The sequence below is a fragment of the Micromonospora sp. DT228 genome (genome assembly GCF_049841595.1).
Classification (GTDB): domain Bacteria; phylum Actinomycetota; class Actinomycetes; order Mycobacteriales; family Micromonosporaceae; genus Micromonospora.
In genome coordinates, this window is record NZ_JBNCKO010000018.1 from 146,886 (window position 1) to 166,616 (window position 19,731).

Annotated in this window: 13 protein-coding genes, 1 tRNA gene and 1 pseudogene; 7 read left to right on the forward strand and 8 right to left on the reverse strand. The window is 70.9% G+C overall.

Going from position 1 to position 19,731, the window contains the following annotated elements; translation table 11 throughout:
• Positions 1 to 86: 86 nt before the first annotated feature.
• The 5 genes and pseudogenes from ACLQ29_RS28975 to ACLQ29_RS28995 form a co-directional block, all read right to left on the reverse strand.
• Positions 87 to 2,402 carry a transglutaminaseTgpA domain-containing protein gene (locus tag ACLQ29_RS28975; RefSeq protein WP_425774590.1) on the reverse strand — a complete coding sequence of 772 codons (2,316 nt, stop codon included), beginning with the start codon at positions 2,400 to 2,402 and terminating at the stop codon, positions 87 to 89.
• Positions 2,399 to 3,568, reverse strand: coding sequence for a DUF58 domain-containing protein (locus ACLQ29_RS28980; protein ID WP_425774591.1), 1,170 nt, complete (start codon positions 3,566 to 3,568; stop codon positions 2,399 to 2,401). The genes ACLQ29_RS28975 and ACLQ29_RS28980 overlap by 4 nt, the downstream gene beginning before the upstream one ends.
• Positions 3,569 to 3,582: 14 nt before the next feature.
• Positions 3,583 to 4,578: an AAA family ATPase gene (locus tag ACLQ29_RS28985; RefSeq protein WP_425774592.1), complete on the reverse strand. Its 996-nt coding sequence runs from the start codon at positions 4,576 to 4,578 to the stop codon at positions 3,583 to 3,585.
• Positions 4,579 to 4,605: 27 nt separating this feature from the next.
• The gene (locus ACLQ29_RS28990) at positions 4,606 to 7,230 is read right to left on the reverse strand and encodes a fibronectin type III domain-containing protein (RefSeq protein ID WP_425774593.1); all 2,625 of its coding nucleotides are present in this window, start codon (positions 7,228 to 7,230) and stop codon (positions 4,606 to 4,608) included.
• 2,476 nt (positions 7,231 to 9,706) lie between these two features.
• Positions 9,707 to 10,136, reverse strand: a pseudogene (locus ACLQ29_RS28995) (tetratricopeptide repeat protein); the annotation flags it as partial.
• A 230-nt stretch (positions 10,137 to 10,366) separates the two neighbouring features.
• Between ACLQ29_RS28995 and ACLQ29_RS29000 the strand changes: the two are divergent.
• Positions 10,367 to 10,453 (forward strand) — tRNA-Leu (locus ACLQ29_RS29000).
• A gap of 187 nt (positions 10,454 to 10,640) precedes the next feature.
• On the opposite strand, the gene ACLQ29_RS29005 is transcribed toward ACLQ29_RS29000, so the two are convergent.
• The 3 genes from ACLQ29_RS29005 to ACLQ29_RS29015 all read right to left on the reverse strand — a co-directional run bounded on the left by ACLQ29_RS29005 (position 10,641) and on the right by ACLQ29_RS29015 (position 14,561).
• Positions 10,641 to 11,768: a Fic family protein gene (locus tag ACLQ29_RS29005; protein ID WP_425774594.1), complete on the reverse strand. Its 1,128-nt coding sequence runs from the start codon at positions 11,766 to 11,768 to the stop codon at positions 10,641 to 10,643.
• A 491-nt stretch (positions 11,769 to 12,259) separates the two neighbouring features.
• Positions 12,260 to 13,399, reverse strand: a complete 1,140-nt coding sequence (locus ACLQ29_RS29010; RefSeq protein WP_425774595.1) for a zinc-binding alcohol dehydrogenase family protein — start codon at positions 13,397 to 13,399, stop codon at positions 12,260 to 12,262.
• A gap of 355 nt (positions 13,400 to 13,754) precedes the next feature.
• Entirely contained in the window at positions 13,755 to 14,561 is an 807-nt protein-coding gene (locus ACLQ29_RS29015; RefSeq protein WP_425774596.1) for an alpha/beta fold hydrolase, read from the reverse strand.
• A 165-nt stretch (positions 14,562 to 14,726) separates the two neighbouring features.
• Here ACLQ29_RS29015 and ACLQ29_RS29020 point away from each other — a divergent pair, with 165 nt between their 5' ends.
• The 6 genes from ACLQ29_RS29020 to ACLQ29_RS29045 all read left to right on the forward strand — a co-directional run bounded on the left by ACLQ29_RS29020 (position 14,727) and on the right by ACLQ29_RS29045 (position 19,658).
• The gene (locus tag ACLQ29_RS29020; RefSeq protein WP_425774597.1) at positions 14,727 to 15,200 is read left to right on the forward strand and encodes a MarR family winged helix-turn-helix transcriptional regulator; all 474 of its coding nucleotides are present in this window, start codon (positions 14,727 to 14,729) and stop codon (positions 15,198 to 15,200) included.
• 318 nt (positions 15,201 to 15,518) lie between these two features.
• The gene (locus ACLQ29_RS29025) at positions 15,519 to 16,061 is read left to right on the forward strand and encodes an RNA polymerase sigma factor (protein ID WP_245722773.1); all 543 of its coding nucleotides are present in this window, start codon (positions 15,519 to 15,521) and stop codon (positions 16,059 to 16,061) included.
• Entirely contained in the window at positions 16,058 to 16,846 is a 789-nt protein-coding gene (locus ACLQ29_RS29030; RefSeq protein WP_425774598.1) for a zf-HC2 domain-containing protein, read from the forward strand. The genes ACLQ29_RS29025 and ACLQ29_RS29030 overlap by 4 nt, the downstream gene beginning before the upstream one ends.
• A gap of 66 nt (positions 16,847 to 16,912) precedes the next feature.
• Positions 16,913 to 17,719 (forward strand): ABC transporter ATP-binding protein, encoded by an 807-nt coding sequence (locus ACLQ29_RS29035; protein ID WP_425759952.1) that lies wholly within the window; start codon positions 16,913 to 16,915, stop codon positions 17,717 to 17,719.
• Positions 17,716 to 19,047 (forward strand): ABC transporter permease, encoded by a 1,332-nt coding sequence (locus ACLQ29_RS29040; RefSeq protein WP_425774599.1) that lies wholly within the window; start codon positions 17,716 to 17,718, stop codon positions 19,045 to 19,047. The genes ACLQ29_RS29035 and ACLQ29_RS29040 overlap by 4 nt, the downstream gene beginning before the upstream one ends.
• A 44-nt stretch (positions 19,048 to 19,091) precedes the next feature.
• The gene (locus ACLQ29_RS29045; RefSeq protein ID WP_425774600.1) at positions 19,092 to 19,658 is read left to right on the forward strand and encodes a hypothetical protein; all 567 of its coding nucleotides are present in this window, start codon (positions 19,092 to 19,094) and stop codon (positions 19,656 to 19,658) included.
• Positions 19,659 to 19,731 lie beyond the last annotated feature (73 nt).

Here is a 19,731-nt window from a genome sequence, read left to right on the forward strand (position 1 = left end):
GCCACCGTGTTTCGGCCTCCGGGACCCGCGCCGGTGATCAAGAAGTTCGCGTCAGGTTCGGGCCGCAGTCGACGCACAGCTCGTGATCACCGCGGGGACCGGCGGGCGCGGCGCAGGGGAGTGGGGTGCACCGACCAGAGGAGGCGACGCCACCAGGGACGCGCGGAGCGAAGGGTGTGCACGTAGGCCATCGCCACCTCGGCGGCGCGGGCGGCCTGGTCGGGCGTCGCGGCGCCCGGGGCGAAGCCCACCTGGTTGAGCAGGGCCGCCAGATCGTCGACGGCCGGCCCGTCGGTCGTACCGTCTGCGGTCGTGCTGTCGGCGGTCATCCCCGCACGGGCGTCGGCGAGGGTCTGGCGGGCGTGTCCGGCGACCTCGGTGGCGGCCAGGTCGTCCCCGACCGGGCGGCCGGCCAGCCGGAGCGCGTCGGTGACCTCCCGCCAGGCGCCGGCGATGCGTTGGCCGGGGTCGCCCCGACCGAGCCGGGCGCGGGTGAGCGAGCGGCGCATCGCCAGCAGGGTGAGCAGCAGCGCCCCCACCAGCAGCACCAGGCCACCGCTGCCGCCAGCGACAAGCAGCGGCGTGGACACACCAGCCCGGCCGGGCGGTCCGTCACCGGCGGCGACCGGCTCCGGTGACGCGCTCGGCTCCACGGTCGGCGCGGGCGCCTCCGACGGCGGTGGATCCGCAGGTGCCGGGCGGAAATCCTCCTCCACCGGCCTCGGCTCCTCGTTCGGGCGGGGCAGCGGGTGGAACGGCACCCAACCCAGCCCGTCGAAGAGCACCTCCGGCCAGGCGAACGCGTCACCGGCGAGCACCGGCCCCTGCTTGCCGGCCCGGAAACCCACCACGACCCGGGTCGGCAGCCCGGACAGGCGGCCGAGCACCGCGAACGCAGCCGCGAACTGCTCCGACGTGCCCTCCTGCCCGCCGCCGGTCCGGGGACCGAAGAGGAAGAAACCCAGATTCGGGTACGCGTGCCCGCTCGGCGCGTCCGCCACCACCCGGTAGTGCTCGGCCAGGAACTGCTCGATCGCCTGCGCCCGCGCGTACGGCGCGCCGTTCTCCTCGGCGAGCTGCGCGGCCAGCCGGCGCATCGGGTCGGGCACCCCGTCGGCCACCCGCAGCACCCGGGCCACCTCCGCACCGGCGGGCACGTTCGCACTTGTCAACAGGTTGGGGTCCGGCCGCTCCTCGGCGGAGGTCACCGCGTACCGCAGCCCCGGCGTCAACCCCTCCGGCCGGATCAACGTCCCGCTCGCCGGGTCGTACGCCACCCGCGCGCCGCTGACCTCCCGGGGCGTCGCCACCGCGGGCAGCAGCCGACCGCTCAACTCCGCCACGGTGATCTGCTGGCGGACCGTCTCCACAGTGCTGTCGCGGGACGGGGCGGCGGCCGGCAGGATGCGCCCAGCGTTGCGGTACGTCGCGCCGACCCGCCAGGTCACCCCGTCGTAGTCGCTGAGCACGGCCAACCGGATCCGCGCACCGCCACCGGCGTCGCCGGCCGGCTCGGCCCCCGGCGGGACGCCATCGGACACCTGAGGTGAGACACCGGCGCGCTCGGTGCTCACGTCGAGGAGCTTCTGCTCCGGGCGCAGCGCCCAGCCGGAGATCCGGATCAGCGGGTTCTCGTCGAGTGTCTGCACCTGCGGCGGCTCCACGTACCGGCGCGGGTCCACCGGCCGCCCGTCGACCTGGTCGGCGACCGTCGGTCCGAGCAGCGCGACCAGCCCGACCACGAGCGCCACCCCGAGCGCCGCGCTGGTGGCCAGCCGCAGCCGCACCGCCGCGCGTACCCGAGGGGCCAGCTCGGCGGGAGCCGACGCCGCACCGGTGGGGGCCGCCAGACCGACAGCCGCGACCGCGACGAACGCCACCGTCACCCCGACCGCCGGGGCGGCATTCGGGCCCACCACGTAGAGGGCGGCGGCGTAGAGCCCCGCCGCCGGCAGGTAGCCCAGCAGCACCCGGCCGGTGCGCAGCGCGACCTCCGCGCCGGCCAGCCCGGCCAGCCAGGCGGCGACCACGGGCACCAGCACCGTGTCCGGGGTGGGCTCCACCGGGATCATCGCGGTCAGCAGCCGCGGAATACCGTTGCGCGCGGCGTCGCCGGTGATCTCCAGCAGACCGCCCGGAAGCGCGGCCCGGTCGGCGGCCAGCCGCAGCGACCACAGTGTCCAGCCGACCATCGCGGCCACCGACACCGGTGCCACCAGCCAGGACGGCAACCGACGGGCGGCCACGCTGACCAGCACCGAACCGGCCGCCGCACCGACGACCAACCCGGTCAGCAGGCCCCCCGCGTACACCCGGCCCAGCACCACCCCGGCGAGCGCGGTCAACCCGATCAGCGCCAGCGGGACCACCGCCGCCCGCAGCACCCGAACGGCGCCCGTCACCACCGGCGTACCCCGTCCCACTCGGCGGCGAACTGCGCGCCGTCCGCCGCGTCGACCACCACCAGGCCGGCCGCGCCCGGCGGCGTCGGCTCGGCCGCGCCGAACACCCCGACCACCACCGACGGGTACGCCCCCCGCAGCGCCCCGACGTGCCCCAGGTCGTCCCGCCCACCCGGCCCGGTCAGGAAGATCAACGTGTCACCGAGCCGGTCCTGGCGCAGCCGGGTGGTTGCCGCGCGGACCGCGTCGTCGGCGTCGGCGAGTTCGGCGGCGGCGAGCCGGTCCAGCGGACCCAGCGCCGAGCCACCCTCCGGCACCCCGCCCGGCGCGGCCGGCTCCCCGCTGGCGAACAGCAACACCACCGGTAGGTCGGCGCGGTGCGCGGCGCTGACGATCGACGCCGCCGCCTCACAGGCCGACTCGAACGACTCCGCCACCTGACCCACCCGCTGCGGGTGCGCGGCGGCGCGGTTGTCCACGAGCACGATCAGGTGCGGCAGGCTGGTGTCCACGTTCTCCCGTACCATCAGCTCACCCACCCGGGCGCTGGTCCGCCAGTGCACCCGACGCAGCTCGTCGCCGACCACGTACTCCCGCAGCGAGTCGAACGTGATCGAACCGTGCGGCACCCCGTCCACCCGGCCGTCGAGGCTGCGCCCGGCACCGCGTGGCACCGCCGTCAGCGGGTGCACCCGGGGGTAGACCCAGACCGGCACCGCCGCGCCGTACGGGCGGGCCAACGCCACCAACCCCAGCGGATCGCGCCGGGTCACCCGCAGCGGCCCCACCGGCACCACCCCACGCCTGTGGGTCGGCACGTCGTAGCGGACCTCGGTGTCCCGGCCGGGCCGCAGACGCAACACCGGCACCGGCACGCCGCGCTCCCCGCACCGGTCCTCGGCCAACAGGTTCGCCGACCGCAGCCGGCCCGCGTTGCGCACGGTCAACGTCATGCTCGCCGGCTCGCCACGCGCCACCCGGTCCGGATCGGCGTGGCGGGTCACCGTCAGCCGGGGCCGCCAGGCCGCGACCAGCGCGGCGTAGCCGACGGCCGCCCCGGCCGCCGCGCCCAGCAACGTCAACTCGGGGTACGCGAACCGGAAACCCGTCCCCAGCAGCACCACGGCGGCGACGAGCAGCCCGATCCCACGGGCGGTGATCCCCATCGCGCTGCTGCCGGTCAGCCCTGCACCGGAGCGGGCTGCCCCGACGGCAGGGGCACCGGCACCGAGGCGACGGCCTGACGCAGCACCTCGGCGGCGGTCATCCCGCGCACCTGGGCGTCCGGCGTCAACAGCAACCGATGCGCGAACACCGCCTCGACGAGCGCCTTCAGATCCTCCGGCATGATCCAACCCCGCCCGTCGATGAGCGCGTACGCGCACGCCGCACGGGTCAACGCGATCACACCCCGGGGACTGACCCCGACCCGCACCTGCGGGTGGGTACGGGTCGCGGCGGCCAACCGGACCGCGTACGCGTAGAGCGGCTCGGCGATGTGCACCCGGCGTGCCATCCGGACCATCTCCCCGACGGTGGCGGTGTCGGTGACCGGGGCGAGCGCCTCCGGGGAACGCACCGTCGCGCCGCGCAGCACCTCCACCTCGACCGCCTCGTCCGGGTAGCCGACGGACAGCTTCACCAGGAAACGGTCCAACTGCGCCTCGGGCAACCGGTAGGTGCCGTCCATCTCCACCGGGTTCTGCGTGGCCACCACCAGGAACGGCGACGGCACCGGGTGCCGGACCCCGTCCACGGTGACCGTGCGTTCCTCCATCACCTCCAGCAGCGCCGACTGGGTCTTCGGCGACGCCCGGTTGATCTCGTCGGCGATGACGATGTTGGCGAAGACCGGCCCCGGATGAAACTCGAAGTCCCGGCTCGCCTGGTTGAAGATGGTCACCCCGGACACGTCCGACGGGAGCAGGTCGGGCGTGAACTGGATACGCCGCCACTCACCCTTCACCGTGGCGGCGATGGCCCGCGCCAGGGTCGTCTTACCGACCCCCGGCACGTCCTCCAGGAGCACGTGACCCTGCGCGAACAGCGCGGTCAGCGCCAGCCGCACCACCTGCGGTTTGCCGAGCACCACCGCGTTGACGTTCTCGGCCAGCCGGGCGGCCAGGGCGGCGAAGCCCTGCACCTCCGGCTGGGTGAGCGGCTCGTGGGTGTTCACGGTCGGCGGTGCTCCTTGGCTGGTGGTTCAGCAGGTGGGCAGGACGTTTATGTCGTCGCCGCCCTCCAGGTTGAGCCAGGCCCAGGGAATGTAGTTCTTCCCGCTGTACTCGACCTGCACCCACCATGTGCTGTGCTTCTGGTTGTTGTAGATCCACGAGTCGACGTCCTCGCCGGTCTTCTTGCAGTACGCCTTCAACCGGGTGCCGGGCTCCGCCCAGCCGGCCTGCTTGTCGTTGTCCTGCTCGGCGACCTTGAAGATCTCGTTGCCGTTGCGGCCGTCGACCTCCCTGTTGCAGTAGGTGCGCTGGGCGCCGTCAGGCCCGTTGTTGCAGGTCGCGATCCCGTACAGCGCGGGTGTGGCCTGGTCCCTCGTCGCCGTGCCCCTGCCGGCGGCGTTGGTCGCCGTCACCGTGAACGTGTAATCCGTGCCCGGCGTCAGGCCCGTCATCGTGATGCTGGAGCACGCTCCGGCCTTCGTCGGCTCACCCGGCGTGCTCACCGCGCAGGTGGCCTGCCCACCGCCCGCGTCCACAGTGAACGTCACGGTCGCCCCGACGGCCGTCGCCGACGAGCCGGTCACCGTGACCCGTGGCTCGGCGACCGTGCGGGCGGTGGCGGTGGCCTCCGGACCCGGTCCGGCCTCGTTCACCGCCCTCACCTTCACCGCCACGTTCTGGCCGTTGCCCAACCCGGTGACCGTCGTGCGGGTGTCGGCCACCTCGCTGACCCGCCCACCGACGTCCACCAGGTATTTCGTCACCGGACGACCGTTGGCCTCGGCCGGCGCCCACTGCACCGTGACCGCGCCCGGCTGGTTGGCGACAGTGCCGGCCCGCAGGTCGAGCGGCGCACCGGGCACCGCGAACGGCACCACCGTGTTGCTGACCGGCGACGCCGCCGAACCGGCGCCCTTGTCGTTGACCGCGACAACCGTGAACGCGTACTGGGTGCCGAACTCCAACTCACCGGCGGGCACCACCAGCTCCGTCTTCGTCGACTCACCGACCGGCGCGTTCGTCCCCGCCGAACTGGCCGTCACGGCGTACCGGGCGATGGTGTTGCCCTGGCCGTTCGCGGCCGGCCACTTCACCAGCACCGTGCCGTCCGGTCGCTCCTGGGCGGTCACGCTCGCCGGCGGGTCGGGCACCGCGGCCGTCGGGGTCACCGGGTTGCTGTTGCGCGGCGGACCGTCGCCCTTGGCGTTGACGGCGTGCACCGCGAACCGGTAAGTCTCGCCGTTGGTCAGACCCTTGACCTCCACCGCGCGTTGGTTGGCACCCACCTCCAGGCGCTGGCCGGCACCCTCCACCACGTACTTGATGATCTCGGCGCCGTTCGCGGCGGCCGGCCGCCAGCTCACCCGCGCCTGGGCGTTGCCGGCGGCGGCGGTGACACTGCGCGGCGCGCTCGGCTTGCCCACCCGGGGCTTCTTCGGCGGGGGCGGCGGCGGGGCAACAGGTGGCGGATCGCCGCCGAGCACGTCGTTTGCGTACTTGTCGACCTCGCGCACCTGGTGCTTGTCGTCCACCACCCGGGCTGTCGACGCGTCGGGAGAGTTGATGAACAGGTGATTCTCCCGGACCTCCAGCTCCAGCGGCCCGTTCGCCCGCCCGCTGATCGTCTCGACCAGCTGACCACCCGTGTCGAAGGCGTAGATCTTGCCGGTGGCCTCGTCGGCGCAGTAGAACCGGTCCGCCCAGGCCACCGCCGCACGGAGCCGGTCGCCCTCGCCCGGCACCGTGAAGGCCCGCTCCTCCCCACCGTCACCCACCACCAGCACCCGCCGCTCGGCGGGCACGGTGACCGGGACCCGCTGCCCGCTGGTGCGGGTGGGCATCGCCGCCGCACCGGACAACGTCAACGGCGTCGGGTGAACCTTGCCCTGCTGCACCCGGACCAGCTTGCCGGCCGTGCGGTCGAGCACTGCCACCCCCTCGTCCAGGGTGGACACCACAAGCTCGTGGCTGGCCTCGGCGACGTCGTACGACTCGATTTGCTTCGGGCTGAGCCCGGCACCGGCGGGCGCGGCCGAGGCCGGCGCGGACGGCAACGTGGCGGCGGTGATCGCCGAGACGGTGCCCTGGCTCGGCACCGCGACCCAGAGCCGGCCCTCACCGTCGAACGTCCCGCCGGTGATGCCCGGGGGATAGTGCACCGGCTCGCCGACCGGGGTCAGCGACCGCGGGTCGAGCTGCCGCACGATGCCCTGCACGGCGTCGACGACGAACGCCGAATCTTCGTGCAGAGCGACACTCACACCCAGGCCGGGGGTGGTCCGGGTGGTCGCGGTGAGCTGGAGGGTGGCCAGGTCCAGTGAGCTGACCTGCCCCGTGTGCAGGTCACGCAGGACCAGCAGTCGGTCGGTCTGGGTGATCTGCATCGGGTGCCGGACGGCGCCGGGGATCTCGGTGCGGGTGTCCACCCGGGCGGTGACCCCGTTGACCCGGGCCAGCTCGCTGCGCGCCGCGCTCCACAACCACGAACTCGCGTCGTAGTTGGCCACCGCGTTGTCGGCCGCGCCGAGCCCGAGGACGGTCAGCCCCATGGCCGCCAGCAGCGCGGCCACCGTGCCAACGGTCACCAGCCCGCCGCGCAGCCGGGACCGGGAACGGGGGGCGTCGGTCGGTACGGCGTCTTCGATGCTGGCCACAGCCGGCTGCCTCCCGTGAGTCGTGGCAGGTGGCGCGCCTCGCGGCCACCCCTCCCCTGAGCCGGGTGCCATCATATGGGGCTGCTGGTGGCGGGGGAACCCGCACCGTCACCCCTGTGGATACCGAGCGTGTGCGCAGTGGACGCCCAGCTCAGCTCGGTGCGGCCCGGCACGCCTCAGCTCGGCGACGGTCGGACCGAGGGCCCGCCGCTCGGCGGGGTGGCGCGCTCCCGCGTCGTACAGACCTGTCCGGAGGTCGCGAAGCTGTCGGTGGAGTAGACCGCCAACACGGTGAAGCAGTGATCCACCCGCGAGTTCAGCCCGTTGACCGTGTAGCTCGTCCGCCCCGGGTCCACGGTGGCCATCACCCCCAGGGGCTGCCCGGCCCGACCGGCGGCGACCATGAACGGCACCGCCCCGCCGGACGGGTCCGTCCAGGTCAGCGTGATCGTGGTCGCGTCGTCGCGGAGCTGCAGATCGCCGGGAGGTGGCCCGACCGTCGCCCGTGCCGTGGCAGTCGGCGTACTCCCCGCGGGCGGCGGGTCGTCGCGGGTCAGCACCACCACACCCAGGCCGGCCACCGCCACGACGGCCACCCCGGCCGCCACCGCCGCGCCGATCAGCGTCGCCCGGTTGCGCCCCGACCCGCCCTCATCGGTGTACGACGGTCGGTAGTCGGGCAGCGGGTGGTACTGCAGACCCGGGTACGGCGCCTGCGTCTGCTGGTGCTCCCGAAGTGGGTACTGATCGTGGCCCGGGTACTGGGTGTGAGTCGGGTATTGGCCCTGGGCCGGGTACTGGGTGTGGGTCGGGTACTGGTCAGGGTGCTGCGGCGCCGATCGCGATGCGGTCGGCAGCGGCCCCGTCGCCCCCGCGCCTGCGTCCGTCGGTCCTGCCGCTCCCGCGCCTACGTCCGTCGGTCCCGTCGCCCCCGCGCCGACGTCCGTCGACCACGCTGCCGGAGGCGGTTCGGCCGACGGCACGACCACGCTCGACTGCGCGGCGGCGACCAGGGGCGACCCGGCGTCGCCCCTGGTCGGGTCGCTGTCGGGCTGGACGGACGGGATCACCTCGGTCTGGTCGGACATCGCGGGCGGGGTCCGCTGTGCCGGCACCACCGGGGCGTCGCCACCCAACCCGAACCCATCGTCCGCGCCACCGTCGTCCACGTCCGTCGGGGACCCCGCGGCGGAGCCGGCACCGGGAGTCGGCAGGGGTTGCGGTGGGGCGTTGCGGCTCCACGGCGGTGCGGTCATCCCCCACGGCGGTACGGGCGGCGCACTCACCGGAGGCGCGGAGACAGGGTGCCCGAAGCCGGGTGGTGCGGAGACGGGGTATGCGTGGCCGGGTGGCGCGGAGATGGGTTGTCCGTGGTCGGGTGGCGCGGAGACGGGGTATGCGTGGCCGGGTGGGGCGGAGATGGGTTGTCCGTGGCCGGGTGGCGCGGAGACGGGGTATGCGTGGCCGGGTGGCGCGGACGCGGGTTGTCCGTGACTGGGTGGGGCCGAGACCGGGTGGGGGTGGGCTGGTGGTGCGGACGTCGGAGAAAGGTGCGCCGGTGGCCCGGAGACCGGGTACCGGTGGCCGGGCGGCGTCCCGACCGGTGGCCCACTGACCGGGTGGGCGGGTGGTCCGCTCACCGGCTGCGCCGGCCCTGGCTGCCCAGCGGCTGGGGACGGTCGGCCCGACGATGTCGCGTCGATGGCGGACGCGTCGCCCGGTCCGGCCGCTCCGGCTGGTCCGGCTGCGGCTCGTTCAGCCTCCTCGGCGAGGAGCGGCTCGATCTGTCGTACCTGGATCGTGGGGTTGTCCCACGGAGGTGCCGGCGTCCCCGGCGCTGGCGTGGTGACGACCGGCGTCGGGGCGGGTGGGGTCGACGGCCGGTGCGGCACGTTGGCCGCCGGGTGGGTCGCCTGGTCGCCTACCCGCTGCCGGGGCGCCGCGGTTGTCCCGGCCGTCGGTCGAGGTGGCGGCCGGTCGCCAGACGGCGGTGGCTGGCTTTCAGCCCTTGGCCGGGGTGGTTGGCCCTGGGCGCTCGGCTGGGTTGGCGGGCCCTCCGCTCCCCATCGGAGCGGCTGGCTCTCCGGCACCGGCCGGGATGATTGGCTGACCGCTGGCCGGGCGGACCCGAGCGGTTGCTCGTCGACGCGTTGGTGGGGCGCCACCGCGGGTGCTCGGCTGGGCTGTGGCGGCGTGTTTGGGGAAGGGCCTGGCGTACGCCGAGAAGAAGCCGGCGCTGCGGCGGTGTGGCCGGGTGGGTGGGGTGCGGCGGTGTCGCGTACCCCGGGAGGGGTTGCTCGGGGTGTGGCCGGCGGTGGCGGAGCCCAGGGGGAGTTGGTGGGCGTCGGGCCATCGGCGGAGGGACGCATCGCGGCCAGCGTCGCCATCGACAGGGTCGGGCCGGACAGCGCCGACCGGATGCCCGACTCCGCCGACGCGGCGACCGGGTCCGGCCCGTGCTGCTCGGTGGGCGTTGACGCGGACGGGCCGAGGTAGGCGCGGGCGGCGCGTACCGCCGGGTGGTGCTCCCCGAGGGTGGCCGGCCCGGCGGTGGCGACGCGGGTGTAGTTGCGCCGGGCCTCGTGCCGGTTGCCCAGTTCCTCGGCGACCTCGGCGAGTTCGAAGGCGAGTGCGAGCATCACGGGGTCGGAGTGCTCCCAACGCCGCTCGCCCGCCGCGAACGCCTCCTCCAACACCCGGCGGGCGGCGAGCGGATCGTCCGCCTCGCGCTGCAGCCGCGCCAGTAGGTGCGCGGTGTGCAGCATCTCAGGATGATCGTCACCGTACGGCGGGGGAGCGGCTTCGACGGCCTCCGCGAGTAGCTGCCGGGCGGCCCTGAGGTCGCCCGTGGCGCGCAGGGCGAGGGCCCGGTGCTGGGCGGCTGCTAGGGGAGAGGGATGGGACACGTGGCAATGCTGCCGTCAGAGGGCCGCCGGACGCTACCCGGGCGGCGAGTCGACGGGTGTACGCGGCCCGTGAGCGGGCCTCTGAGCAGCGGCGGAAGTGCCGGGAGAGGAGCGCCGGAAGGCGATGTGCATGATCCACGGACGGCGTGTACAGTAACTCCCCGTGCGGCCCGCCGTACCGACATCGGGTGGAAAGATCATCTGGTCGGCAGGGTAGGCTTAACGTGTAGGTCCGGGTGGCGGAATGGCAGACGCGCTAGCTTGAGGTGCTAGTGCCCGTATAGGGCGTGGGGGTTCAAGTCCCCCCTCGGACACCAGATTTCGTGGAAAATCACGATGAATTGGACAGGTTGACTGTCCCGTTTGGGCCTATTTAGGCTCAATGCTGTGAGCCTGGAGTGCCTTCTGGTATGTCCGGCGCACGGGTCCAATTCGGTAGACAGGAAATGGCGGCCGTTCGCGGCGCGCTGACCGTCCGAGATTTGTAGTGCCGGGGCCCGCGGCTCACCTTCGGTACGGGTCGATGATTTCCTTTGGGCGCAGCGCGGGGGCGGCGAGGTCGCGCAGCGTCGGCGAGGTGAGGTAGAACCTGCCTCGTGTCTCACCGTGCTGTTCGAGCATGTCCGCCCGGACCAGGGCGCGTAGGTCGCGGGTTGCCTGGTCGTCGGTGAGGTTCTCGTCGCGTTGATAGAGGGTTCGGCGCACTCGACCGCCGGTGGCGGCGAGGTGTAGGGCGCTGATGACCCGTTCGGGTAGCCCAGCGTGCCGGACCCAGGTGTCGAGCAGTTCCCAGAGATGCGCTGCTTGGTCGAGGCGTTGCCGGACCAGTTGGGCTTGTTGGTGGTGGGCGCTGAGGCAGAATCGGATCCATTGGCTGGTGTCGTTGTCGGGCTGCCAGGTTGGGCCGCCGACCTCGCCGAGCGCGTCGTAGTAGGCGTAGGTGTTTCGGCCGACGCCGAGCCACTCCTCGATCGAGGAGAACTCGGGGGCGAGGACGCCGTCGCGGGCGAGTACGAGGGTGTGTAGGCAGCGCGACATTCGGCCGTTTCCGTCCCGCCAGGGATGGATCTTTACCAGGTTCAGGTGGGCCATGGAGGCTCGGACGAGCAGCGGGGTCTCCGGTTCGCCGTCGGCCAGCCAGTCGATCAGCTCGGAGATCAGCGACGGGACGTCGTCGGCGTCTGGCCCGGTGTAGACGCGTCGGCCGGTGTGCGCCTCGTCGATGTGGATGTCTCCCGGGCGGTAGCGGCCCGGCCACTTGCTGAGGTCGTGCCGGAGCATCATGAAGTGCAGTGCGTTGAGCAGCATGTGCTGCCAGGTGAACTCGCGTGAGCGGGCGAGTTGTTGCACGTAGGTCAGGGCGTCGCGGTAGCCGGTGATGACCTCCCAGGTTTGCGGGTTCGTCTCTACCGGTTCGTCGCCGGCGACGGCGGCGGCTGCGTCGTCCAGGGACACCTGGTAGCCCTCGATCGAATTTGAGCCCTGGATGGCGTGGGCGATCAGGGTTCGTCGGAGTTGCCCTGTCCAGCGGTGCGGCTCAGCGATTTGATACCGCAGGTTGTCCCGCATGGTGTCCAGTTCGCCGAGCACGCGCTTGTCGTCATCGGCGAGCACGGGAGTCTGATAGAGCATGCGCTAATCATACAATGCTTTCTGCTGAATCCCAGATTTATTTCCGCATTACGCCGATGAAGGGCATGAGGCCGCCCCTGACGTGTCGCGCCTCATCGCTGAATGAGGTTGTTCGGTCATGACACGACCTATCCGACCGAAGGAACACCTCGTCGGTCCACTCGTACCCGCTGTCCTGCTCGCGCGTCCCCGCCCAGGCGTGATGCCGATGCCAGCTCTACCTGCCCGAGTCTGCCCACCGGCGATCACCGACGTCAGCCTGGTGCTGGGCATGGCTCTTCCGGCACGCTGTGGCCGGGTGAGCGCGCAGCACCTCCTGCGCGCGCTGGGGTGGCCCCCGCACCACCGCCTAGGTGAGGGCTTGAGCAGCTGAGGAGATCTTGCCCAGGTGTAGACGACTGGTGAGTTCGAAGCGGATGGCCACGACGATGTACTCGTGGCTGTTTTCAAGACTGGTAAGTGCAGTCCATGGAAGGGTGGGCATCGACGGCTCAGCTGACTTGGTCGAGCGAGACAACCAGTTTCGTTGCCGATACGCCGGCTCGCTGGAGGTCCATTGCATGCTGGAAGTCGCCCACGGTGTGCCCGACAATGGCTGGCTTCGGTGTTGCGGTGTAGCTGCCCTCGACCAGCGCAGCGGGAAGAAAATCGCTGAAGATCGCGGTGCTGACCTTGTTGTTTTTGATGTTCGTGCCGAAGATGTACTTCAGTCCGATACCGTGCGGGCGGGCCGAGAATTGCAGTGCAATGTTTGCGGCGATGAGTCGGGCGGTCACGCGCGCGCGTTCCAGCCTGCCGCGCAACGGATCCGCGAGGCTCGCAAAGTCGACCGGCGGTGTGGCGATCGCGACGAATTTCTTGCCGCGGGCTTTGGCCAAGATCTTCACGCAGGCGGGCGCTCCGGTAGTGCCGAAGGAAACCGCGCCGGCAACCGTTCGATCGGCGAGTGCCGTAATGATGTCCTGGATCACGGTCGTGCTGTTGTAGTCGAACACCTGCGACGCGCCCAGAGATTTAACATAGTCGAAGTTCTTCGGCGACGCCGTGGTGATGACGTCGTAGCCGGCGGCGGCAGCAAGCTGGATGGCGTTACTGCCAACGCTGGTTGAGCCGCCCCATACGAGAATGGTCTCACCGGTGGGACGAGCTCCGGCGGAGGGAAGCTGCAGACCGAGGTAATCATCCTGGAACAGCCCTGCCGCGGCTGTGGATACGGCCATCGGAAGCACGGAGGCCTCCTCGAAGCTCATCCGGTCGGGTATCGGTGAGCTCAACCGCTCGCGCACGACGGTGTATTGCTGGAACGCGCCTTCTGCGCCGGTGTTGGTATCCTTGTCTGTCCCGACGGCGAGTGCGAATACTCGGTCGCCAACGCTGAACCTCGTGACTCCTTCACCAAGTTCGACGACTTCCCCCGAAACGTCGGTCCCCAGCACAGTGGGGTACTTGAGCCAGCCGTACAGCAAATTGCCCTCGACCTGAATGATCCAGTCCAGCGGGTTGATCGCGACAGCATGGTTACGCACGACGATCTGGCCCGGACCCGGATGGGTGTATGGAGCCGATTCGACGGCTAGCTGTCCATGCTTGCTCTGAATTCGCGCGGCGAGGTTGGCAGGTTGGAGGGACATAAGAAAGCCTCCTGGGCTTGACCCGTTCTGACGAACAGGGTCGATGTGTTGATCTTATTAAGGCGGCTTGAGGTGCTGGCAGCGGGCCATCGTCGTGGTGGACCGCCCGCGCCGCCACCCTGCGCATCGCCGCCGACTGGCTCTGGACCGACCATTTCATCCGAGCCTTCGAACTTCTCGCCGCACTACCCAAACCCGTTACCTGGCAACGTATCCGCCGCCCCAACGACCAGGACCCACGGAGAAACCCGGCCTTCGGCCGGGCGACACCGCCTACCCGGCCAACCAACGTCGGCACCGATCCCTCGTCCAGCAACGACCGAGACAATCAGTCGCTGCTTGCTGGAAACGGAGGTTAGGCGGCGTCGACGTTTGCGGTGAAGTCGAGGATGGCCTTCGCCAGCTCTTCGGGGGCTTCCATCGCGGCGTAGTGGCCGACGCCGTCGAGTGTTACTGAGCTGACTTCGGTCGTCGTGGCCTGGGACATGGTGCCGGCGGTGAACGGGCCGCCGCCTGCGCCGACCGCGAGCACGGGCGCCTTCAGCCCGCGGGTCTGTGCGAGGGTCTTGATTTCGGGGCCTTCCTGCAGCATCGACTTGTAGAGGCCGGTCGCTCCGCGCCAGCCATCAGGGCGGGCGTAGGTGCGGACGAACTCGTCGATGTCGGTGTCGGTGATGGCCCCCGGGGTGGCACTCATGGCCGGAAAGGCGAATTGGCCGAGGAACTCGCGTTCGCGGCCGGCGAGCAGCATCTCGGGGATGCCGGGCGTGGCGAGAACACCGATGTGCCAGGCGCCGCCGTGGGTGATGTCGGCCAGCGCTTCCAGGCCGAACCCGGGCAGGCCCATCTCGATGGCGGTGAAGCTGCGCACATCCTGTGGATGGGTGGTGGCCAGACGAAAGACCGTCGCTCCGCTGATGTCCTGGCCGGTGAGGTGGACGGGGCCAACGCCGAGTTGTTCGATCAGCAGGTGCAGGTCTTCGGCCGAGGTCTTGCTGTCGTACTCGCCCGGCTCGTTGTCCGAGTCGCCGAAGCCGCGCAGGTCGACGGCGAAGACGCGGTGGTTGACCGCGAGCAGCGGGATGAGCTTGTGGAATGTCCACCAGGTCTCGGGGAACCCGTGCACCAGCAGGATCGGCGATCCGCTGGTTCCCGCGGCCACGTAGTGCAGGGTGGTTCCGTTGACCTCGGCGCGGTGGTGGGTGATCCCCGACACCGTGGGACCAGCTGGTGCGACTGTCATGCCTCTCCCTAAATCGACAACTTAGGTGTCCAATAATAGTCACCCAGGTTGTCTTTTGTCTAGGCGCTGCCGTAACCTGCTCTCATGTCTCGCTCGGGTGCCAGTCTCGCTTTGCTGCTGCTCGGAGGCTTCCGTACGTTCGTCGACGCGGTGGTCGTCGAGCTGGCCCGGCGCGGCTACGACGACGTACGTCCCGTTCATGCCTTCGCCATGCGGGCCATCGCCTCGGGAGCCGACAGCGCGTCAGAACTGGGCCGCCGGCTGTCGATCTCCAAGCAGTCCGCGGCGAAGACCATCGCGGTGTTGCAGGAGCGCGGCTACGTGGCCCGTGAGGCAGACCCCCACGACGCCCGCCGCAAACGCCTCCACGTCACCACACTCGGCCTGGACGTGCTGCGAAGCGGCGAAGCGGTCTTCGACGAGCTGCGCGTTCAATGGGAGCAACAGATTGGTGCCAGCGAGGTTGCGGCCTTCGAGATGCACCTGACCGCACTGGTGGGCGCGCTGCCCGTGCGCTCCGATGCCCCCGGCTGGGTTGCCCGAGACCTCGGCGAGTAGGTATCGGCGACTGATAGCCCTTCGTCCGTCGCGGTGGGCCGGATGCTCGACGGGGGTTGTTCGGCCTGGATCAGGGCAGCTCACACGGCCCGACCTCACGAAGATCGTGCGGCCTCAGCGGTACGTTCAATGCTGCGGTTTCTCTCGCCAGCGACGGTCCAATCGCCTGTCAGTGGCCGGCAACGTGGGGTGATCTCAGCTCGGCGCCTCGTAATCCATTGGACAGCCGATGTGCGGGCATTCATGGAGGCTTGTGTATGTGTCTCGGGTCACACTGCTTTCGCTATCCACCGGGCGGTCGGCGCCGTCCTACAGAGCGTGGGTGATCAGGAAGCGGTGACCGAGGTGCAGCTGGTTCGCCGCTGCGCACGCGGTGAGCATGCCGCTTTCGACGAGTTGTACCGGCGTACGGCGCCGTGGCTGGCGACCCGGTTACGGCGCCGGTGTTCCGACGACGAGATCGTGGCCGAGGTTCTGCAGGAGACCTTCATGGCGGTGTGGCGGTCGGCAGGGTCGTTCACCGGCTCGGCGCAGAGTGGTGCGACGGGCTGGATCTGGACGATTGCGGCACGCCGGCTGGTGGACGCCTTCCGGCACCGTGCCCGCGCGGCGGAACTTCCGCTTGCGATAGCCGCGGCGCCGGCGCCCGCCGCCGAGGACGAGGTGCTGGCTGGCCGGGTCGATGCGGATCTGCTGCGGGCCTTGCACACCTTGGCTCCGGAGGTCCGGCGTGTGCTGCAGGCGATGGTTCTGGACGGGCTCTCGGTACGCGACACCTCAGCTTTGCTCGGAGTGCCGGAGAGCACTGTGAAGTTGCGCGCCAGAATGGCCCGCATCCGCCTTCGGGAGGCGCTGTCATGAATTCGCACATCGACGACGACCTGCTGGCGCGCTATGCCGGGATCAGCGAGAGCCTGCCGGATGCCGCGGTGTGGGGCGTGGAGATGCACCTGGACTCCTGTTCCGGCTGCCGTAGTCGGCTCGGCGAGGTCGTTCACCCCGACACGGCGACGATGGTCGCCGGCGTCGGTGGAGAGCTCACCGGGTCGTTGCCCGCGGTGGTGCCGTACCGGCGGTTCGGGGTGGTGCGGCGGTGGTCGACGTGGTCGTTGCTGCCACGGTTGATGGTCAGCGTCGGCGCGCTGGTGGCTGCACTACTGCTGGAGGTGGTCAATCCGCACTATCCGTCACCGGTGCTGTTGATCGCCCCGGTCGTGCCGCTGTTCGGTGTCGCGGCGGCGTGCTCACGCCGCGACGATCCGGCGTGGGAACTGGTCGCCGCCTCCCCTCAGGGAGGTGCTCTGATGGTGCTGCGCCGCACCGTCACGGTGCTTGCGGCGCTTCTGCCGGTTCTCGCGGTGGTCGGCTGGGCCGCCGGGACGTCGGTGGCGTTGTGGCTGCTGCCCTGCCTGACCGTCACCTCGGCCACGATCGCGCTGGGCAGTCTGCTCGGCGTACGACGGGCTGCCGGTGTCGTCGCCGCTGCCTGGGTCGCCGGGGTGGCGGCACCGGCGATGCTGACCCATCAGCTGCCCGTCGTGCTGGAGGCCGACAAGGCCCCGGTCTGGGCAATGACCGGACTGGTACTGGCTGCCCTGGCCTGGACCCGCGCTGACGCCTTCCAACGGCTCGCCAGTCGTAACTGATCAACGGCCCACGCACAGTTTCCCGCTGCCTACCAGCGGCTGATGATCCCTGTCCAAGGAGCGATGATGGTACGAAGTTTGTCCGAGGCCGAGTTGAGGCCGACCACGTGGGAACACGCGGTGCAGGCGCACGGCTTGCAGGTCCGGGCGGGCCGGCATCTGGCAGTGACCGGCCTCGACCTGCGCATCGGTGTAGGCGTCCACGGCCTGCTGGGTCCCAACGGCGCCGGGAAGACCACGCTGATGCGCGCGCTGGCCACCGTGCTCAGGCCGGCCGCCGGCAGCCTGAACCTTCTGGGTCGGCCTGTGCACGAGCGTCGGGCCGATCTACGGCCGATCCGGCGCATGACGGGCTACCTGCCGCAGGAGTTCGGCTACTACCCGAAGTTCACCGTCCACGAGTTCGTCGAGTACATGGCCTGGCTCAAAGAAGTCCCCACGGCCGGCATCACCGTGGCCGCCGAACGGGCGATCGCCCGGGTCGGACTCACCGAGCGGGCCGGCAGCAAGTTGAAACAGTTGTCCGGTGGGATGCTGCGCCGTGCCGGTGTGGCCCAGGCCATCGTCAACGACCCGGCGTTGCTACTGCTTGACGAGCCCACCGTGGGTCTCGACCCGGAGCAGCGGTTGACCTTCCGCGAGCTGCTACGTGACCTCGGCGCCGACACCTGCGTACTGGTCTCTACCCACCTGGTCGAGGACGTGGTGGCCTCGTGCACCGATGTGGTCATCGTGCATGCCGGCCGGGTGGTGTGGCAGGGCACGCCCGCGGAATTGGCCGAACGCGGCGGCACCGGTGACCCCGGTGACAGCGCCGCTGAACGGGGCTACGCCGCGGTGATCCGCCAGGCCCGGCGGGAGGCCGGCGCATGATCCGCGCGCTTGCCATCGACCTGCGCCGTAGCGCTGCGGCCGGCGCCGGCCTGATCGTGCTCCTACTCGGCCTCACCGGAATGTATCTGCTCTTCGGGCAGGACGCGTGGAGCAGCCGATGGTCCCCGCTGGCAACTACGCTACGCACCGCACTGGCCTTCACCTGGCCGCTCACCCTGGCCGCCGGGGCGTGGCTGACCGACCGCGACCGCCGCGGACGCGTCGGCGAGTTGTTCACCAGCACTGCCCGGCCCGCCTGGCAACGCGCCGCGTCACCGGCCCTCGCGCTGAGTCTGACCGTCACCGTCGCCTACCTGCTGACCGTGGCCGCATGCCTGCCGCTGGTAGCCGGCTCGGCGACCTACTTCAACCCCGCCGCGATCGCCGTCATCGCCACCGGGCTGCCTCTGCTACTCGCCGCGGGGCTGCTTGGCATGGGCCTGGGCGCCGTCGTACCGTCGCGGTTCACCGCGCCGGCTCTGGCCATGGCCGGACTGATCCTGGCCAGCGCCCCCGGCCTGCTGTCCGCCTACTCCGTCGCCGGCCGTATCCAGCAGAGCGTTGCTCTGCTGTCGCCGGTGCTCGGCCAGAGCGGTGACTTCCTCATCGTGCCGGCCCGGCTGAGTCTGGCCCAGTCCATCTGGGCGCTCGCCCTGGCCACCACCGGATTCCTGCTGCTGTCGGCCACCAACGTCCGCGCCCGCACGGCTGCCGCCCTACCAGCCGTGTTCGGTGCCGTGACCGCGCTGCTTCTGCTGGCGTCGGGCGGCCCGGCCAACAGCATGGACGCCGTCGACGCCGGTGCCCGAGAGCTGGTCTGCGCCGACGGAACACCCCGCGTCTGCGTCCGCCGGGTACACGCCGCCATCCTCCCCGACACCGTCGCACCCGCCCGCGACGCCCTGCACCGCCTCAGCCGCCTACCGAATCCCCCCACCGCCGTCGAAGAAGGGATCCAGGACATCAGCGGTAACCCCGACGAACAGGACACCCCGTCAGCGCAGACCACCCGCTTCTACATCGAAACCGGACAGGCCGCGGACATCGACGTCGAACAGGTCGCGCTGCAACTTCTGACCGGCGCCGGGGTCATCAGCTGCGGAGACACCAGCAACTGGCAGACGTACGGCGCCGCCCGGCTCGCCGCCGCGTACTGGCTGCTCGAAACACCGCCACCGGACACCAATCACAAAGCGGTCGAGGCGTGGCAACGGCTGACCTCACTGCCCGCAGCCGAACAACTGGCACGCATCGCCGCGCTCCGCGACGCCGGCCTCGCCTGCAACGCCGACGCCCAGTGGGACATCCTGACGGGCGGCCTACGATGAAAGGGCTCGCCCACCACCTCCGAGCGCGCCGGATACCCGCCGCCATGCTCGGCACCGCGGCGGTGGTCTGGGGCCTCTGGGCGATCTGGACCGCAATCTCGCCACCCGACACCCTGCCGGCTCCCCTGTCCATGGCCGCCACCGGCTTCGCCGCCATCGCCGCCGGCACCACTCTCACCGGTCCCGACCCCGACCTGGACCGCACCGCTGCACTTCCCTGGCCGACTCGGCGGGCACTGCACCTGACCCTCGCCGCTCTGGTCGTCCTCGGTCTGCTGCTGTCGGTAGCCGGCACGACGCACGGATACGGCGAGCCGGCCGCCCTCGCGCGCAACTGCGCCGGCGCGCTCGGTCTGATCAGTCTTGGCGCCGCCACCCTCGGTAGCGCGCGCTCGTGGTTCTATCTGGTCCCCTTCATCACCATTCCGCCGTTCCTGCCGATCAGCCGCACCACCGGCGACAGCGTCCTCGGCCAAATCGTCAGCTGGCCTCTGCAGCCAGCCGAATCCACAACAGCCGGCACTACCGCAGCCGTACTACTCGTCCTCGGCGCAGCCGACTACATCCTGCGAGGATCACGACTGAACACATCAGCACGGGCCGCCGCCTAGGGGCTGTGTCGAAGTCGGCTGCAGGTGCCCGAGGGTGAGGAAGTTTCGGCGTGGCGGTGATCGATAAGTAGCG